Raw genomic sequence first — 17,030 nt, 5'->3', positions numbered from 1 at the left:
CTGATATCATGGGGAAAACAATGCGCATCGCCGTCGGTGGTATCCATACTGAATGCAGCACCTATTCGCCGGTCCTGATGACTGCCGAGGATTTTCGCGTGTTGCGCGATGCCGAACTGCTCGGCGCTGAGTATTTCAATTTCCTCGCTGCCGCCGGGATAGAACATGTGCCGTTGCTGCATGCCCGCGCCGTGCCGGGCGGTCCGGTTTCGCGTGCTGCCTATGAGTTGTTCAAGGCGGAGTTCCTTGAAAGACTGCAGGCGGCATTGCCGATCGACGGGGTTTATCTGGCCATGCATGGCGCCATCAATGTCGAGGGCATGGACGACGCCGAGGGCGATTGGATTTCCGCCGCCCGCGCGGTCGTCGGGCCGGCTTGCCCGATTGCGGCGAGCTACGATCTTCATGGCAATGTCAGCCAGAGGATCATCGATCAGCTCGATATCTTCGCCGCCTATCGCACCGCGCCGCATATCGATGTGCGCGAAACCATGGTGCGGGCTTGGTCCATGCTGGTGGAGACGCTGCGCACGGGCATTCGCCCGGGCGTAGCCTGGGCCAAGGTGCCGCTGCTTTTGCCCGGCGAATGTACCTCGACGGAGGATGAACCGGCCAAGTCGATCTATCTCGGCCTTCCCGCATTCGATGTGCAGCCGGGCGTTCTCGATGCCAACCTGATGATCGGCTATGTCTGGGCCGACGAGCCGCGGGCAACCGCCTGTGCCGTCGTGACCGGCACCGATAGGCAAGCGGCATCGAGGGCCGCCGAGGAAATTGCGCAACAATACTGGAACGCGCGTGAAAATTTCGGCTTCGGGCCGGTCACGGGACCGCTGGAGGAGATGCTCGATATTGCTGCTTCTGCCACGACATCCCCGGTCATCCTTGCCGATTCCGCCGACAATCCGACCGGTGGCGGGGTTGGCGACCGCGCCGATGTTTTGCGTGCGCTGATCGCCCGCAACTGGCATGGCGCGCTGCTCGCCGGGATCACCGACCGTCCGGCTGTCGAGGCCTGTTTCGCCGCTCGGGAGGGCACCTCGCTCTCCCTGCGGATCGGCGGCAGTCTCGATCCGGCCAGCGTTCCGGCGGAGGTGACCGCGAAGGTCCTGCGTCTGGACGACAGCGGTGCGGCAGCGGATCGTCAGGCCGTCGTCGAAGTTGATGGAGTTACGATCGTGCTGGCCGCGCGCCGGCGCCCCTATCACAATATCGAGGATTTTCGGCGGTTGGGGCTTGATCCAAAGGCCGTACGGTTGCTGGTGGTCAAGTCCGGCTATCTATCGCCGGAACTGGCGCCGATCGCCAATCCCAACCTGATGGCGTTGACGGGCGGCGTCGTCAATCAGGATATCGCCAATCTGGCGAGCCGTCGCAGGGCCAGGCCGGTCTTTCCCTTCGACCGCGATTTCGACTATGCGCCCGCAGCGGCATTCTCGGTGCGCTGGCGGGAGTGACGCCAGCTTAGTGCGCCCGGTGCGCGCATTTCTGTCCGGATTTCCGGGCAGCCTTTAACCTCATTTCCGGTGTTCTCATCATGACGTCAACGCTGTCGATCGCCTTCCGCCACCCCGTGGTCCGGCTGAGCATGATCGCGATCTTTATGTTCGGCTTCACCGGGGCTGCGACAGCGCCCTACCAATCGGTGATCGGCATCACCGAGCTCGGATTGAGCAATGGCTTCTATTCGATCCTGATTTTTGCGGCGGCGGCCGTCAACGTCATCGTCAGCCTCTGGGTCGGAGTTCTCGCCGACCGGATCGGCAATTACCGGATCCTCCTAATGACCGTCATGTCGTTCGGGGTATTCGGTTACGGTCTCGTTTATGCCGTCCCGGTTCCGGCCAGCTTCGTCTTCTGCACGCTGGTCATGCTGCCGGTCTATAATTCGATGACATCGCTGCTGTTCGCCAACGTCCGCGCCATCGCCAATGCCGAGGGTGGGCGCGACGCGGCGGCGATCAATTCCGGCGTGCGCGCGGCGATTTCGGTGTCCTGGGTTCTGGTGCCGGGACTTGTGGCTCTGGTACTGGTCGGGCGCGGCAGCATGCTGCCGGCCTATCTGCTTGCCTGTCTCGGCTGCATCGTCAATCTGACACTGGTCTTCTTCAAGTTGCCGGCGGCGAATGGTCCGCCACCGACAAAAAGTCACCGCCATTCATACCTTGCGTCCTTCGGCGAAGTTCTCGCGCCAGCTGTCTTCGTCCGCTTGATGGCGATCTCGCTGATCACCTCGACGCTTCATGTCAACGCGGCGGTCCAGCCGCTGATCATTACAGGTGCCGCTGGCGGAACCGTGACGGACATCGGCGTGGTCGTCGGCATTGTCGCGTTTCTCGAGGTTGTATTCATCTTCGTCTGGGCCCGCATCCAGGTTCACGTGCATGCGGTAACGGCGCTTGCAATCGGCGCGGGGCTTTATACGGTCTATCTCACGTTCCTAGGTCTCGCCTCCGCCCCCTGGCATGTCTATGCACTGACGCTTCTCAGCGCCTTTGCCGCAGCCGCGCTCATCAGTATCCCGATCACCTATATCCAGGACCTCATCGCCGACCGCCCGGGTCTCGGCAGTTCGCTCATCTCGGTGAACCTGTTTCTGAGCGGTGGGCTGAGCGCCATCCTTTTCGCAATCGGTACCCGCTATAGCGATTATTCGGGCACGTCGATGCTCGGTGCGCTCGCCGGAACGATTGGTCTTGGTCTGTTGCTCTATCTCGATAGTAGCGGGCGGGGCGCACGCCCCGATCCAAGGTGAGACGGGAAGCGACGGTGCCGCCTCCCGTCACTCAATCACCGGCCGCGAACGCGCAGCGGCTTGGAGTTCGCAGGTGCCGGGAATTTCCGTACTTATAAGTCAGGCACATTGTCATCCAGCACCAGCGGTTCCGACACCTTGCTGCCATCGCGGCGGACAAGCTGGAACGCGTGCCGCGGCGCCCACATTGCCGCCGAGTGATCAGCAGCGTGAGCAGCTTCGTGGTGATGGTCTGGCTGCGGAAACTGCCGATCTGGGTGGCACTTTGATAGCCGAATTTGTAGGAAAGCGTGCCGGTCACCTAGGGCCAGCGCATCGTTCCAATAGGCGCCATGGGTGAAACTGGGATGCCTTTTGCTTTCGTCGCGCCCAGGCGCTACCCATCTGCATGACAATTCTGATTTCGTGATGAAGAGGCGTGGTGATGATCAATTTTCGGCAGTTGGAAGTTCTCAAGACCCTGCTCGCGACGGGATCGACGATCGCGACGGCGAAAAGCATGGGGTTGAGCCAGTCCGGTGTCAGCCGACTGCTTGCGCAGCTGGAATCCGATCTGTCTCTCAATCTCTTCGCTCGCGACAAGGGGCGGCTGATACCGACACCGGAGGCGACCATTCTTGCCCGTGACGCCGAGAACATCCTGTTGGGGCTGAACCGGTTTTCCGGTCTGGCCGAAGACTTGCGCAGTGGTGCAACAGGTCCCGAGGTCGTCCGCATCGGACTGCCAAGCAGCATGTGGGAGGATTTCGCCCCGGCGATGCTGATGGATTACGCCCGGGAATTCCCCAGTGTTCGCATCGAGACTTTCTTCGAAACAACGACCGCGATCACGCGGCTGGTCGAACAACGAGTGATCGATTTCGGCTTTCTGCGCTACGAGGGCGAGGTGGGGCCGGCCATCGAGATGGAACCGGTGGCAAGCGGCGTCAGTGTCTGCGTCATTCCGGAAAACCACCCAATGGCGGAACTCAAGCAAATTACCCCGAAGGACCTGCGCGACATTCCGCTGATCCTGATCGGTCGGCAGCGGCCGACACTCATGCTGCTCGACCAGACGTTCAAGCGGGCGGGCGTGAAGCAGAACGTCAAGATCGAAACTCATACCAATAGTTCGGCCTGCGCCTATGCCGCCCACGGTCTGGGCATCGGCATCATCAGCAGCTTTTACGCCAATCTCTACCGGCACCTTCGAATCGTCCAGCGCCCGTTCATTCCTGTTTCCACGCAGGAATTTGGACTTGCCAAGCCTGCAGGCGTTCCGCCGTCGCTCGCGGCCCAAGCTTTAATGGATGCGCTCAAGCGTCAAATCGCGCTGTCGCAGGCACTGCGCTAACTGGGTTTGCCCGTTGCGCTTTCCGGATATCAGGCGCAGAGCGGACGGCACCGCAACTGCATAGGGCTATGACAAAATAGCATAATATTGCGCATATTTGGCAAAACCATCATAGTTCGATCACAAACAAGCCGGTCAACGGCAGCGATCCCGCATCCAAATCGTGTTCAGGGGAACCGATGCTCCGATTTATTCTAAACCGCCTGTTCATGGCGTTGCCGACCGTGGTGATCGTCTCCATCACCGTGTTCGCGCTGATCCGCTTCATTCCCGGTGACCCGGCAGCATTGATGCTCGGCGATATGGCGCAGCCTGAGCAGATCGCCGAAATGCGCTCCGAGCTCAGCCTCGACAAGTCGATGCCTGAGCAATTCCTGATCTGGGGCGGCAATGTGCTGACCGGTGATTTCGGCCGGTCGATCGCCAGCGGCGAGCCGGTTCGGCAGCTCGTCGTGTCGCATTTTGCCGTCAGTGCCCAGATCGTGCTTGTCGCCGTACTGCTGGCCAGCCTGATCGCCGTTCCGGCCGGCGTCATCGCCGCCTGGCGGCAAAACAGCCTGACCGATCTTGCACTTGTCGGCACCGCGACCGTGCTTTTGTCGATCCCGACATTCTGGCTCGGTCTATTGCTACTTCTTTTCTTCGGGCTGCAGCTCGGCTGGCTGCCGGTGCTCGGCTATGTCTCGATCGGCGACAATCTCGTCGGCGGGCTGCTTTATCTGGTCCTGCCGGTGATGACGCTGGTCATCCACGAGATGGGCGTGCTGATCCGCATGGCACGCGCCTCGACGCTGGAAGTGCTGAGGCTTGATTACATAACCCATGCACGGGCAAAGGGCCTGTCCGAAAGTGCTGTTCTTTGGAAGCACGCCTTCAAGAACGCTTTTGGTCCGACCTGGACGATGATCGGCCTGATCCTTGGCAATCTGCTGGGCGGCATCGCCGTCATCGAAACGGTCTTCACCATTCCGGGCCTTGGCCGGCTGATGGTCGATGCCATCTTCCAGCGCGATTACCCGGTCATCCAGGGCTGCCTGCTGTTTGTTGCGCTGTCCTACGTGCTCGTCAACCTGATCGTCGACCTGCTCTATCCCCTCTTCGATCCGCGCGTGGTAGCCGAATGAAAAACTATACTTTCAACGGCCTCATCGGCGGCGTTCTCATCGCACTCCTGCTTATTGTCGCAGTGCTCGGTCTCTTCTGGACGCCGTACGACCCGATGAAGCTGAGCTTCACCGCCCGCCTGGCAGCGCCCAGTGCGCAGCATTGGCTTGGAACCGACGAGTTCGGCCGCGACGTGCTGAGCCGCATCATCGTCGGCGCCCGCGCCAGTGTCTGGATCGGGGCCCTCACGGTCTCGCTTGCTGCGATTGCCGGCACGCTGATCGGTCTGGTCAGTGGTTATGCGCGTGGTTGGGTCGATGCGGTGATCATGGCGGTCAACAATGCGCTTCTGGCCTTTCCGGGAATTCTCTTAGCGCTCGGGCTGCTCGCCGTGTTCGGGGCAAACCAGTACGGCATTATCTTTGCACTCGGCATTGCCTACACGCCGTCGATGGCGCGTGTCGTTCGTGGCGCCGTGTTATCCCTGCGTGAACGCGAATTCATCGAAGCCTCGAAGATCATGGGCAACAGCGAAATCTTCACGATGCTGCGGCACATCCTGCCCAATTGCCTGGCGCCGATCACCGTCCTGTCGACGTCGATGTTCGGCTGGGCGATCCTGTCGGAGAGTGCCCTGAGTTTCCTTGGCCTTGGCGTGCCGCCACCGGCACCCACCTGGGGCAACATGCTGGCCGCTGGCCGGCCATTCATCGAGCAGGCCGTCTGGCTCGGTCTCTTCCCCGGTCTCTGCATCGCGCTGACGCTGCTTGGCATCAATCTTCTCGGCGACGCGCTCCGCGACAAGCTCGATCCCCGCATGCGAGGTCTAAAATGACACAGGAAAGACTTCTCAGCGTACGGGACCTCTCGCTCAAGGTCGCCCAGCGTGGCGTCGAGGTGGTGAAGAAGGTCAGCTTCGACATCGAGCCGGGTGAGATTTTCGGCATCGTCGGCGAAAGCGGTTCCGGCAAGTCACTGGCGACGCGCGCGATCATCTCGCTTCTTCCTCCGGCGATCAAAGTGACGGGCGGGCAGGTGACCTTCAAAGGGCGCGACGTCCTGTCGATGAGCGAGGCCGGACTTCGCGAATTGCGCGGCGCGGAAATCGGGTTGGTCTTCCAGGAGCCGATGACCTCGCTCAATCCATCGATGAGCATCGGCCGGCAGCTGGAAGAGGGGCTGACGCTCCACACCAACATGCCGCCCGCCACGCGGCTCGAGCGTATCCTCGCCATGCTCCTGCGTGTTGGCATCCGTGATCCCGAGGGCGCACTTTCCGCCTATCCGCACGAATTTTCCGGCGGCATGCGCCAGCGCATCATGCTTGCCTCCGTCATGCTCCTGAAGCCGGCGCTGCTGATTGCCGATGAACCGACGACAGCGCTCGACGCGGTCATCCAGCGCGACGTCATGGAACTGATGGTCGAATTGACCAAGGCGGAAGGCACGGCCGTGCTCCTGATCAGCCACGATCTGCCGATGGTGGCGCGCTATACCAGCCGGATTGTCGTGATGGAAAAGGGCGCGCTGGTCGAACAGGGAACGACCGAGCAGATCCTCGAAAAGCCGCAGCATCCCTATACGCGCAAGCTGCTTTCATCGCTGCCGATCCGCGGTGAAGTCCGCACTATCGATACCGTGTCTGCGCCGATGATTTCGGCGCGCAACATCGTGGTCGATTATCCCGGCCGCAAATCGTTGTTCAAAAAGGGCACGCCGAAGCGGGCGCTGCACGGCGTCAGCATCGATATCCATGCCGGCGAAGTGGTGGCACTGGTTGGCGGCTCCGGCTCGGGCAAGACGACGCTTGGGCGCACCATCGCCGGACTGGTCAACCAGAGCTCGGGCGACATCCTGTTTCAGGGCCGTGAACGCTCGGCGGATTGGCGGGATTATAGGTTGAACTGCCAGATGGTCTTCCAGGATCCGTATTCGTCGCTCGATCCGCGCATGACGATCCTTTCGCTGGTCGAGGAAGCCCTGCGGCTGGTGCCCGGAATTGATCGAACCGCCAAGAAGAAGCGGGCTTATGAAACGCTGGAGGAAGTCGGTCTCAGTACCGAATACGCCCTGCGCTATCCACACGAACTGTCCGGCGGCCAGCGCCAGCGCGTTGCGATCGCGCGCGCCATTGCCCGGCGGCCGAATTTCCTGATCGCCGACGAACCGGTCTCCGCACTCGATGTGACCGTCAGGGCTCAGGTGCTGGCGCTCTTTTCCGACCTGCAGAAACGCTATGGCTTTTCCTGCCTGTTCATCAGCCACGACCTTGGCGTCGTCGAACAGGTGGCCGATCGCGTCGTCGTCATGCAGGACGGCCGCATCATCGAGCAGGGCGACCGCAACACGATCTTCGACAAGCCGAAGGAGGCCTATACGCGGCGTCTTCTCTCGGCCATCCCCGCGCTCGATCTCAACGAGACCGGCGGGGTCAAACTGAAATGGCGTCTGGAGGCCTGATATGAACACGATGACGACTTCGAGCAAGGCAGCCGACCGGCTGGAGGCGATCTGCGACGCGCAGTCCTTTGTCACCCGCTACTGTGTCCGCAATCTCCTGACCGGCGAAACGTTTGGCCGGCGCGCGGACGAAGAGACCCCGTCCGCCAGCACGCGAAAAACCTCTATCATGATGGCGGCGCTGAAGGCCGTTGGCGAAGGCCGCCTCGATCTCAACGAACAGATCGTCTACGAGGAGCGCTTTGCCGAAGAGGTGGCAAGCGGTATCTTCCGTTACCTGACGCCCGGCATCATCATCTCGCTGCGCGATGCAATCACCGGCATGATGGTGCTGAGCGACAATGTCTGCACCAAGATGGTGTTCGAGCGGCTGACGCTGGACGAGGTCGATCTCTACTGCAAGTTGATCGGCATGAGCGGCACCCATCACCGCTTCCTCATTCCGCCTTTGGCGCTGTCGCCGGATCATGCGCTCGGCGCGGTGACGACAACGACGGCAAGCGATCAGGTCATGCTGTTGCAGACCATTCTCGATGCGCAGACTTCAAGTGCGGCCGCTGCCAAGCTCGGTTGCCCGACAGAGCTTTGCCAATTCGCTCTGCAGACGTTGAAGAGCCAGGTCCTGCGCTATGGCATTCATTCGCGCCTGCCATTCGAAACCAAGGTTGCAAGCAAGGGTGGACGCGGCAAGCGCGGCCGCATGGATGCAGGGGTGGTCTACCGCGATGGCGCGCCCTTCTACATCATCGCCGCCTATACCGACCAGGTGCCGCAGGCAATGCCGGACGGGACGCCCGGATACACGATGTCGCTTGAAACCATCGGCAGGCTGTCGCGCGCCTGCTGGGACGAATTCCAGTCATAACCAACCAAAAAAGAGGGTAGAACAATGAAGACAATTCTCCTGGCCAGCACCATGCTGGCGGCACTGGCCGGCACCGCGGCCGCCCGCGATATCGTCGTGGCGCAGAGCTCCGACCTGCGCAGCAACAATCCCGGCGTCAACCGTGACGGCAATACCGACAGCATCATCCTTCATATCGTCGAGGGTCTCGTCGGCTACGCAAACAATGGCGAGGTCAAGTCGCTTCTGGCAGAAAGCGTCGACATGGCGCCGGATGGCCTCAGCTACACCTTCAAGCTGCGCGGCGACGTCAAGTTTCACAACGGCAAGCCCCTGACGGCCGAAGATGTCGTCTGGAACTGGAACCGCTACATGGATCCGGCAACCAAATGGACCTGCCTCAAGGATTTCGATGGCAATGGCGCTGCCCATGTCACCGGCATCAAGGCCGAGGACGCCTCGACCGTGACGATGACGCTTGAAACGCCCTCGGCGGTTTTCCTCGGCCTGATGTCGCGCCCGGAATGCGGCTACACCGGCATCATCTCGCCGGATTCGGTTGCAGCGGATGGTACGTTTGACAAACCGATCGGCACTGGGCCGTTCCAGTGGGATGAGTGGAAGAAGGGCGAATACGTTCACCTTGCCAAATACGACGGCTATGTCTCGCCGAAGAACGATGGCAAGCCCGATGGCGTGGTCGGATCGAAACGGCCGCTGGTCGATGGCGTTAAGTTCATGGTCATCCCGGATGCCTCGACGGTCAAGGCCGGCCTGCAATCCGGCGTGCTGGACACGGCCGAAATTTCCCCCGATCTCATCCCGGAATTCAAGGACAGCGACAAGACCCAACTGATCATTTCCCGCAACAACGGCAAGAACCTGTTTTATATCCAGACGCGCGATCCGGTGCTGAGCAAGCCTTCCATCCGCCGCGCCATGGCACAGGCTCTCGACCTCGACCAGTTGGTGGCCGCTGCCTCGAACGGTACCGGTGACGCGAACGGCTCGATGATCTCGTCCGATTCCGTCTACTACAGCGACGTACAGAAGAAGCGTCTACCCTATGATCTGGAAGCCGCGAAGAAGGAACTCGACGCTTCCGGATACAAGGGCGAGCCGATCAGCATCATCGCCAACAAGCGCGGCAACGTGCCGAGCTTCCCGGCTGCCGTGATGGCGCAGGCGATGCTTCAGCAGATCGGGCTCAACGTGCAGATCGAGGTGCTCGATTATGCAACGCAGGTCGATCGCCGCCGTTCCGGCAAATATCAGATCATCTCGCAGTCCGTCACGCCGCGTCTCGACCCGGCGCTGATGTACAGCTTCTATGTCGGCGACAAGGACAAGAACGCGTCCTTGATGTGGGACGATCCGAAGGCGCGCGAACTGATGAAAGCGGCCTATGCCGAGATCGACCCGAAAAAGCGTCAGGCGATCTTCGACGAGTTCCATGAACTGATGCTGCAGGAAATGCCCGGCATCTTCCTCTACGATATGGTCGATGTCTGGGGCGCGACCAAGGCGCTGAAGGGCCAGCCGGTCTGGCAGTCCAACGCCCGCCTCTGGGAAGTCTCGGTCGACGACTAAGCGCCCGCGCGCCGCTCCGGCGGCGCATCACCTTCTCCTTTTGTATGAACGGAACCGGCGGATTGCGATCCGCCGGACAGGATTTCCCGCGCCAAAATTGCGCTGATGTGAGGATAGCCATGCCCGACAAATCTTCCCTGCTTTCTCTGGTAAATGCCATCGATGCCATGGCACCGCAGTTTACGGCGCTCAGCGATGAGATCTGGGACTTCGCCGAACTGAAGTTCGATGAACACCGCTCCTCGGCGCTGCTGATCGAGACGCTGGGACAGTACGGCTTTTCCGTGCGGACAAACGTCGCGGATATGGAAACGGCGTTCATCGGCGAATTTGGCAGCGGCAAGCCCGTCATCGCCTTTCTCGGCGAATTCGATGCTCTGGCTGGCATGAGCCAGATCGCGGGTGTCGATACTCCGCAGGCCGTGTCGCCGGATGGCACAGGCCATGGCTGCGGTCATAATCTGCTCGGCGCCGGCTCGTTGCTCGCAGCGATCTCACTTGCGAAACACCTTAAGGCCGCAGGCCTGCCGGGGACTGTCCGCTATTATGGCTGCCCCGGAGAAGAAGGCGGCTCGGGCAAGACGTTCATGGTTCGCGCCGGTGCCTTCGACGATGTCGATGCTGCGCTGACATGGCACCCTGCACCCTTCAACGGCGTTCGCTCGACCAACAATCTGGCGGTGCTCGAAACCTTTTACCGGTTCAAGGGCGTGGCCGCACACGCCGCCAACAGCGCCCATCTTGGCCGTTCCGCGCTCGATGCGCTCGAGCTGATGAATGTGGGCGTCAACTTCCTGCGCGAGCACATGCCGCAGGATTGCCGTGTCCACTATGCCATCACCGACGCCGGCGGCCGGGCAGCCAATGTGGTGCAGGCCAAGGCCGAAGTACTCTACCTGATCCGCGCCCCGGACATGGCGCAGGCGCTGGCCCTTGCCGAGCGGGTGGGCAAGGTGGCGCAAGGCGCCGCCACGATGACGGAAACCGAGGTCGAGACTATCTTCGATACGGCCTCGACCAATCTGCTGCCCAATCTGACGCTTGAGAATGCCATTCATGACAATATGGTCGCGCTCGGTCCCGTGCTGTTCGATGCTGATGACATCGCTTTTGCAAAGAAGATCCAGGCGACCTTTACCGATGAGGCGGTCAAAAGCAGCATTCGCCTGTACCAGATCAAGAGCGATGTTTTCTCCAGCGACAGGATCGACGGCTCAACGGCGCTGCATCTGGGCTTACGCGCCTTCGAAGGCCAGTCGCATTTTCGCGCCGGATCGACCGATGTCGGCGATGTCAGCCGGGTGACGCCGACGGCGCAATGCTGGGCGCCCGCCTGGGCCATCGGTACAAATCCCCACACCTGGCAAGTAGTGGCGCAGGGCCGCAGCCCGGCAGCCCACAAGGCCATGGTGCATGCGGCAAAGGTTCTGGCGGCCACCGGCCTTGATCTGGCAACGTCGGAAAAGCTGCGTGGCGAGGCAAGGGCCGAGTGGAACGACAAGATGGACGGCCAGCCCTATGTCTGCCCGATCCCGGTTGACGTCAAACCGGGACAGCACTGACCCAACCGCCATACCCGCCGGTCAGAACGTCGGCGGCGTGCAGGCGCTGATGATTTCGCACGCCACCGGACCGACGCAACGGAACCGGTGGGGCCGGCGGCTTTCGAAATAATAGGCGTCGCCCGGTCCAAGGATCCGGCGTTCGTTATCGACGGTGACCTCAAGCCGCCCGGACAAAACGATCCCGCCTTCTTCGCCGTCATGCACCAACGGCACCTTTCCGGTGTCCGCGCCCGGCTGATAACATTCCTTCAAAATCTGCAGGCTGCGCCCGAACAGATTGTCGCCGATCTGCCGGTAGGAAATCGGCCCCTTGCCGATTTCCACCAGTTCGTCGCCGCGGTAGAAAGCCTTCTTCGGACGGTCCGGCTCGAAAGCGAAAAACTCCGCAAGACCGATCGGAATGCCATCGAGGATGCGCTTCAAGGCGCCGACGGAGGGATTGGAGGAGTTGGACTCGATCAGCGAAATCGTCGAGTTGGTCACGCCCGCCCGCTTGGCCAGTTCCCGCTGCGACAGATTGTTGAGCAGGCGCACATGGCGCAACCGGTTTCCAATATCCACCGACATTGCTCATCCTCTGTTGCGCATGTTCGAAATATCACAACTATTACAATACGAATTCCGCATTTTCAATAGCTTACAGATGACCAGAAAAGGACTTGTTTCGACATTTGAAATCGTGGCGTCATCGCTCTCTCACAGGAGGTCGCCATGAACCATCACAGCAAACCAAACACCCCGGCACTCGATAGCTACTGGATGCCGTTTACCGCCAACCGGCAATTCAAGGCGGCGCCGCGCCTGCTCGCCTCGGCTGAAGGCATGCACTATACCAGCGTCGATGGGCGCAAAATTCTCGACGGGACAGCAGGCCTGTGGTGCGTCAATGCCGGTCACGGCCGCCGCCAGATCGCATCCGCCGTCGAGCGCCAGCTGCTGACGCTGGATTTCGCGCCATCCTTCCAGATGGGCCATCCGATCGCGTTCGATTTTGCCGAGCGGCTGGCCGAGATCGCACCAGGCGGTCCGGACGAAAAACTCGACCGCGTCTTCTTCACCGGCTCCGGCTCGGAGTCGGTCGACACCGCGCTGAAGATTGCCGTCGCCTACCAGCGGTCGATCGGGCAGGGTACGCGGACACGCCTGATCGGCCGGGAACGCGGCTACCACGGCGTCGGCTTCGGCGGCATTTCCGTCGGCGGTCTCGTCAACAACCGCCGGGTCTTTCCGCTGATCCCCGGCACGGACCATCTGCGTCACACCCATGATCTGGCAAAGAATTCCTTCGTCAAAGGCCAGCCGGAACACGGCGCCGAACTTGCCGACGATCTCGAAAGACTGGTCGCTCTGCATGGCGCCGAAACTATCGCTGCCTGCATTGTCGAACCCGTCGCCGGCTCGACCGGTGTGCTGATCCCACCGAAAGGCTACCTCGAACGGCTGCACAAGATCTGCACCACCCACGGCATTCTGTTGATTTTCGACGAAGTCATCACCGGCTTCGGCCGCCTCGGCGCGCCGTTTGCAACCGACTATTTCGGCGTGACACCGGATCTCGTTACAACAGCGAAGGGCCTGACCAATGGCGCGATCCCGATGGGTGCCGTCTTTGCCAGCCGCAAGGTCCACGATGCGCTGATGCATGGACCGGAAGGCCAGATCGAGCTGTTCCACGGCTACACCTATTCCGGCCATCCCGCAGCCTGCGCCGCCGGTATCGCGACACTCGAGATCTACCGCGACGAAGGATTGCTGACACGCGCTGCCGACCTGCAGGACGATTGGCATGAGGCGATGCATTCGCTGAAGGGGCTTCCCCATGTCGCGGACATCCGCACGATCGGCCTGATTGCCGGCATCGAGCTTACCTCCCGTGACGGCGCGCCCGGTGCACGCGCCTACGATGTGTTCGTCGATTGTTTCGAGCGCGGCCTGCTGATCCGCGTTACCGGCGACATTATCGCCTTCTCGCCGCCGTTGATCGCCGAAAAATCCCATATCGAGGATCTCGTCTCGATGCTCGGCGATGCCCTGAAGCGAGTGCAGTAGTCCACACGTGCTTGAGGTGCCCGGATCCTTTCCGGGCACTTTGCCTGATTTGCCTGTGAGTTCACTTCTCCTCCGTCCCGAACAAACACGACGTTCAGGTCTCTGTCAGCTTTGTCTGTCCTTGATGGTTCAAGGTGGGAGCACTCAGCGAAAGTGGAATGATGAACAAGGCCTTGAACATTGTCCTCCAGACGGAGCGAAAAGATACGGTCTTTAGCCAGGATGAACCGCCGGTCGGAGATTTTTCCTTCAATGCAAAGGTCGCTGACGTTTTCGACGACATGGTCAGCCGCTCCGTGCCGCATTACGAAGAAATGCAGCGTATGGTGTGCGAGTTGGCGCGGGATTTCGCCAAGCCCAATACCAGCCTCTACGATATCGGCTGCTCGACCGCGACGACGCTTCTGATGCTCGACCCGATCCTCGATCCGAGCGTTACGTTCGTCGGCGTCGACAACGCGCCCGATATGCTGGAAAAAGCGCGGGAGAAGATCGCCCAAGCCGGTACACAACGGCCGATTGAGTTGCAGGCCGCCGATTTGCACAAAGGCCTCTACATGGAGAATGCCAGCGTCGTCACGATGCTGCTCACCTTGCAGTTCATCCGGCCGCTCTACCGCGAGCGGATGATGAAGACGATCTATTCCGGCCTGAACGACCAGGGCTGCCTGATCCTGATCGAAAAGCTAACCAGCGAAGACACGACGTTCAACCGCCTCTTCATCCAGCATTATTACGACTTCAAGCGCCGCAACGGCTATTCGGACATCGAGATTTCCAAGAAACGTGAAGCGCTGGAAAACGTGCTTATCCCTTACCGTCTGGAAGAAAACGTCATGCTTCTCAAGGAAACAGGGTTCCGGCACGTCGAGATCTTTTTCCGCTGGTACAATTTCTGCGGGATCATCGCAGTCAAGTAATCGAGAGACCCATGACATCCCTGATGATATCCGCCGGAAACTTCCTCTTCCGGTACCGCAACCAGGTCTTCCCGCTGATCATTATCGCGCTCTTCCTCTCCGCGCCACCTGCCAAGGAAATAGCCGGCAGCGCTGCGCTTGAGAATGCCGCGAATATTGCCGGCTGGCTGATTGCCGGTCTGGGCCTGCTGTTTCGCGCAACGGTGATCGGATATGCCTATATCCATCGCGGCGGACTGAACAAAAAGGTCTATGCCAAGAATTTGGTTACCGAGGGCATGTTCAGCATCTGCCGCAACCCGCTCTATGTCGGCAACGTGCTGATCTATACCGCGGTCTTTCTCCTTCACGGTAATCCGGTGGTGATGACCGCCGGCATCCTGTTGTTCTGCTTCATGTACCAGTGCATCGTCTATGCTGAGGAAGCGTTTCTGGAGGGCAAATTCGGCGAAGGGTACAAAGCCTATTGCGCCGATGTCCCGCGCTGGATTCCCCGCTTCGGGAAATTTTCGCAGGCAACGCATGGCATGGCGTTCAACGTCAAACGCGTCGTTGCAAAGGACTATTCAACCGCGTCGGCCACGCTGATCACGTTGCTGCTGGCGCAAATCTATCAGCACGCAGTGGGGCCTGGCGGGAGCGACATACGTCATCTCCTTACTCTTGCTGTCCTGATCGCGCTGACGGGTTTGGCGACGGCACTTGTCAGCCGTTTGAAGAAGCGTGGCATTTTCAACGAGAACAATACCGCCTGACAAGCGCGGGTTGCCCGTTCACACGGTCAATCTTGCTGCGGCACAGTCCATTACCTGTCCCACAATGATTGCCTTGAAATGGGATTGTTTAGCCGCGTGTTAACATCCTTCCCCAGTTTTACGTGCCAGACAGCGATCCCTGGTTGGGGAAATGCTGCGCTGCAGTAGAGTGCGCGCAGCCAAGGTGCCTGCTTTCATTGTCCAAACAGGTTCCTGCCGGCTGTCGCACAGTTACTGACAGGAGATGGTCATGCGGAAAACTGTCCTGAATGCCTTGGGGCAACCTCTCTATTATAGCGATGTTTCCACCGGGTTCTTTTCGGCGACTGGCTCCGGCCCGGTCTTGCAGGGAACGGCGGGCAACGATTCGATCTGGGGCGATAGTGCCGTCAACGTCACCATGACTGGTGGTATGGGCGACGATATCTATTACCTCTACTCAGCGATCAATCGGGCTTATGAGGCAGCGGGGCAGGGTGTCGATACGATCAGCACCTGGATGAGCTATACGTTGCCGGAGAATTTTGAAAATCTTACCGTCACAGGCAATCAGCGCCATGCGTTCGGAAACTCCGCCGATAACATCATCCGAGGGGCCTCCGGACAGCAGACGCTGGACGGCGGCGCGGGCAATGACGTGCTGACAGGCGGGGTAGGGGCGGACACGTTCATTTTCGCCAAGGGGAATGGCAGTGATCTGGTCACCGATTTTGGTGCCGATGATACCGTCAGGCTGAACGGCTATGCGCTGACGTCGTTCGACCAGCTGCTCGACGTGGCCACGCAGGAAGGGGCCAATCTCAGGTTCAATTTTGCTGACGGGGAAAGCCTGGTTTTCGCCGATACGGACATCGCCGATCTGAGCGCCAGTCAATTCGAGCTCAGTCTCGACCGGTCCGGTTTGATCCAGACATTTGGGGATGATTTCAACACGCTTCAACTGATCAACGGGACGAGTGGCGTATGGCAGGCCAAATATTGGTGGGCCCCGGAAAAAGGTGCCACCCTGTCAGGAAACGGCGAGCTTCAATGGTACGTCAATCCCCTCTATGCACCGACATCCGCCGCCAACCCGTTTTCCATCGATAACGGCGTGCTGACGATCACCGCGGAGCAAACGCTCGCGTCGATCCGCTCGCAAGTTGAGGGATACGCCTATACGTCCGGCATGCTGACAACACACGGCTCATTCGCCCAGACCTATGGCTATTTCGAAATCCGCGCGGATATGCCTGAAGATCGCGGTGCTTGGCCGGCTTTTTGGCTGTTACCGGAAGATGGTTCCTGGCCGCCAGAACTGGATGTCGTGGAAATGCGCGGCCAGGACCCGAATACGGTGCACGTGACCGTGCATTCGAACGAAACGGGGCAGCAGACCTCCGTGTCCACTGCTGTCAGCGTGGCGGATACCGGCGGCTTCCATACCTACGGGGTCCTGTGGGAGGAAGACGAGATCGTCTGGTATCTCGATGACGTCGCGGTCGCACGTGCTGATACGCCCTCCGACATGCATGAGCCGATGTATATGCTGGTCAATCTTGCTGTGGGCGGCATGGCGGGAGCCCCGAACGGTGGTCTGCCAAATGGTTCGGACATGAAAATCGACTACATCCGAGCCTACACTTTGGACGACCTCGCCTGATATCTGCGGCCGC

Annotated in this window: 14 protein-coding genes; 13 read left to right on the top strand and 1 reads right to left on the bottom strand. The window is 60.3% G+C overall.

Annotated features, from left to right (window positions below; all coding sequences use genetic code 11):
* The first annotated feature begins 20 nt into the window (after positions 1–20).
* The 9 genes from ACP7E0_RS08370 (at position 21) to ACP7E0_RS08330 (ending at position 11,648) form a co-directional block, all read left to right on the top strand.
* The gene (locus tag ACP7E0_RS08370) at positions 21–1,457 is read left to right on the top strand and encodes a M81 family metallopeptidase (protein WP_426124228.1); all 1,437 of its coding nucleotides are present in this window, start codon (positions 21–23) and stop codon (positions 1,455–1,457) included.
* A gap of 80 nt (positions 1,458–1,537) precedes the next feature.
* Complete coding sequence (locus tag ACP7E0_RS08365) at positions 1,538–2,755, top strand: MFS transporter (RefSeq protein WP_426124226.1); 1,218 nt, start codon at positions 1,538–1,540, stop codon at positions 2,753–2,755.
* A gap of 427 nt (positions 2,756–3,182) precedes the next feature.
* Complete coding sequence (locus tag ACP7E0_RS08360) at positions 3,183–4,088, top strand: LysR family transcriptional regulator (RefSeq protein ID WP_426124530.1); 906 nt, start codon at positions 3,183–3,185, stop codon at positions 4,086–4,088.
* Between the two features lie 179 nt (positions 4,089–4,267).
* Complete coding sequence (locus ACP7E0_RS08355) at positions 4,268–5,212, top strand: ABC transporter permease (RefSeq protein WP_426124225.1); 945 nt, start codon at positions 4,268–4,270, stop codon at positions 5,210–5,212.
* The gene (locus ACP7E0_RS08350; protein WP_426124224.1) at positions 5,209–6,027 is read left to right on the top strand and encodes an ABC transporter permease; all 819 of its coding nucleotides are present in this window, start codon (positions 5,209–5,211) and stop codon (positions 6,025–6,027) included. The genes ACP7E0_RS08355 and ACP7E0_RS08350 overlap by 4 nt, the downstream gene beginning before the upstream one ends.
* Positions 6,024–7,652 carry an ABC transporter ATP-binding protein gene (locus ACP7E0_RS08345; RefSeq protein ID WP_426124223.1) on the top strand — a complete coding sequence of 543 codons (1,629 nt, stop codon included), beginning with the start codon at positions 6,024–6,026 and terminating at the stop codon, positions 7,650–7,652. The genes ACP7E0_RS08350 and ACP7E0_RS08345 overlap by 4 nt, the downstream gene beginning before the upstream one ends.
* Position 7,653: 1 nt before the next feature.
* Positions 7,654–8,517: a serine hydrolase gene (locus ACP7E0_RS08340; RefSeq protein WP_426124222.1), complete on the top strand. Its 864-nt coding sequence runs from the start codon at positions 7,654–7,656 to the stop codon at positions 8,515–8,517.
* Between the two features lie 24 nt (positions 8,518–8,541).
* Entirely contained in the window at positions 8,542–10,086 is a 1,545-nt protein-coding gene (locus tag ACP7E0_RS08335; RefSeq protein WP_426124220.1) for an ABC transporter substrate-binding protein, read from the top strand.
* Between the two features lie 119 nt (positions 10,087–10,205).
* Positions 10,206–11,648 (top strand): M20 family metallopeptidase, encoded by a 1,443-nt coding sequence (locus ACP7E0_RS08330; protein ID WP_426124219.1) that lies wholly within the window; start codon positions 10,206–10,208, stop codon positions 11,646–11,648.
* A gap of 21 nt (positions 11,649–11,669) precedes the next feature.
* Here ACP7E0_RS08330 and ACP7E0_RS08325 read toward each other — a convergent pair whose 3' ends face one another.
* Entirely contained in the window at positions 11,670–12,218 is a 549-nt protein-coding gene (locus ACP7E0_RS08325) for a cupin domain-containing protein (protein ID WP_426124218.1), read from the bottom strand.
* Positions 12,219–12,362: 144 nt separating this feature from the next.
* Here ACP7E0_RS08325 and ACP7E0_RS08320 point away from each other — a divergent pair, with 144 nt between their 5' ends.
* The 4 genes from ACP7E0_RS08320 to ACP7E0_RS08305 all read left to right on the top strand — a co-directional run bounded on the left by ACP7E0_RS08320 (position 12,363) and on the right by ACP7E0_RS08305 (position 17,017).
* Complete coding sequence (locus ACP7E0_RS08320; RefSeq protein ID WP_426124217.1) at positions 12,363–13,700, top strand: aspartate aminotransferase family protein; 1,338 nt, start codon at positions 12,363–12,365, stop codon at positions 13,698–13,700.
* Positions 13,701–13,858: 158 nt separating this feature from the next.
* Positions 13,859–14,620, top strand: coding sequence for a carboxy-S-adenosyl-L-methionine synthase CmoA (gene cmoA / locus ACP7E0_RS08315; RefSeq protein WP_426124216.1), 762 nt, complete (start codon positions 13,859–13,861; stop codon positions 14,618–14,620).
* Between the two features lie 11 nt (positions 14,621–14,631).
* Positions 14,632–15,375: a methyltransferase family protein gene (locus tag ACP7E0_RS08310; protein WP_426124215.1), complete on the top strand. Its 744-nt coding sequence runs from the start codon at positions 14,632–14,634 to the stop codon at positions 15,373–15,375.
* A 250-nt stretch (positions 15,376–15,625) separates the two neighbouring features.
* Positions 15,626–17,017 carry a family 16 glycosylhydrolase gene (locus ACP7E0_RS08305; RefSeq protein ID WP_426124214.1) on the top strand — a complete coding sequence of 464 codons (1,392 nt, stop codon included), beginning with the start codon at positions 15,626–15,628 and terminating at the stop codon, positions 17,015–17,017.
* Positions 17,018–17,030 lie beyond the last annotated feature (13 nt).

Source organism: Pararhizobium sp. PWRC1-1, assembly GCF_049897905.1.
In the GTDB taxonomy this organism is placed as follows: domain Bacteria; phylum Pseudomonadota; class Alphaproteobacteria; order Rhizobiales; family Rhizobiaceae; genus Pararhizobium.
This window is presented reverse-complemented; position numbering and strand designations above follow the sequence as displayed.

Coding starts and splice junctions, on each gene's coding strand:
- ACP7E0_RS08370 (WP_426124228.1), top strand. CDS start 21: ATGCGCATCGCCGTCGGTGGTATCCATACTGAATGCAGCACCTATTCG.
- ACP7E0_RS08365 (WP_426124226.1), top strand. CDS start 1,538: ATGACGTCAACGCTGTCGATCGCCTTCCGCCACCCCGTGGTCCGGCTG.
- ACP7E0_RS08355 (WP_426124225.1), top strand. CDS start 4,268: ATGCTCCGATTTATTCTAAACCGCCTGTTCATGGCGTTGCCGACCGTG.
- ACP7E0_RS08350 (WP_426124224.1), top strand. CDS start 5,209: ATGAAAAACTATACTTTCAACGGCCTCATCGGCGGCGTTCTCATCGCA.
- ACP7E0_RS08345 (WP_426124223.1), top strand. CDS start 6,024: ATGACACAGGAAAGACTTCTCAGCGTACGGGACCTCTCGCTCAAGGTC.
- ACP7E0_RS08340 (WP_426124222.1), top strand. CDS start 7,654: ATGAACACGATGACGACTTCGAGCAAGGCAGCCGACCGGCTGGAGGCG.
- ACP7E0_RS08335 (WP_426124220.1), top strand. CDS start 8,542: ATGAAGACAATTCTCCTGGCCAGCACCATGCTGGCGGCACTGGCCGGC.
- ACP7E0_RS08330 (WP_426124219.1), top strand. CDS start 10,206: ATGCCCGACAAATCTTCCCTGCTTTCTCTGGTAAATGCCATCGATGCC.
- ACP7E0_RS08325 (WP_426124218.1), bottom strand. CDS start 12,218: ATGTCGGTGGATATTGGAAACCGGTTGCGCCATGTGCGCCTGCTCAAC.
- ACP7E0_RS08320 (WP_426124217.1), top strand. CDS start 12,363: ATGAACCATCACAGCAAACCAAACACCCCGGCACTCGATAGCTACTGG.
- cmoA (WP_426124216.1), top strand. CDS start 13,859: ATGATGAACAAGGCCTTGAACATTGTCCTCCAGACGGAGCGAAAAGAT.
- ACP7E0_RS08310 (WP_426124215.1), top strand. CDS start 14,632: ATGACATCCCTGATGATATCCGCCGGAAACTTCCTCTTCCGGTACCGC.
- ACP7E0_RS08305 (WP_426124214.1), top strand. CDS start 15,626: ATGCGGAAAACTGTCCTGAATGCCTTGGGGCAACCTCTCTATTATAGC.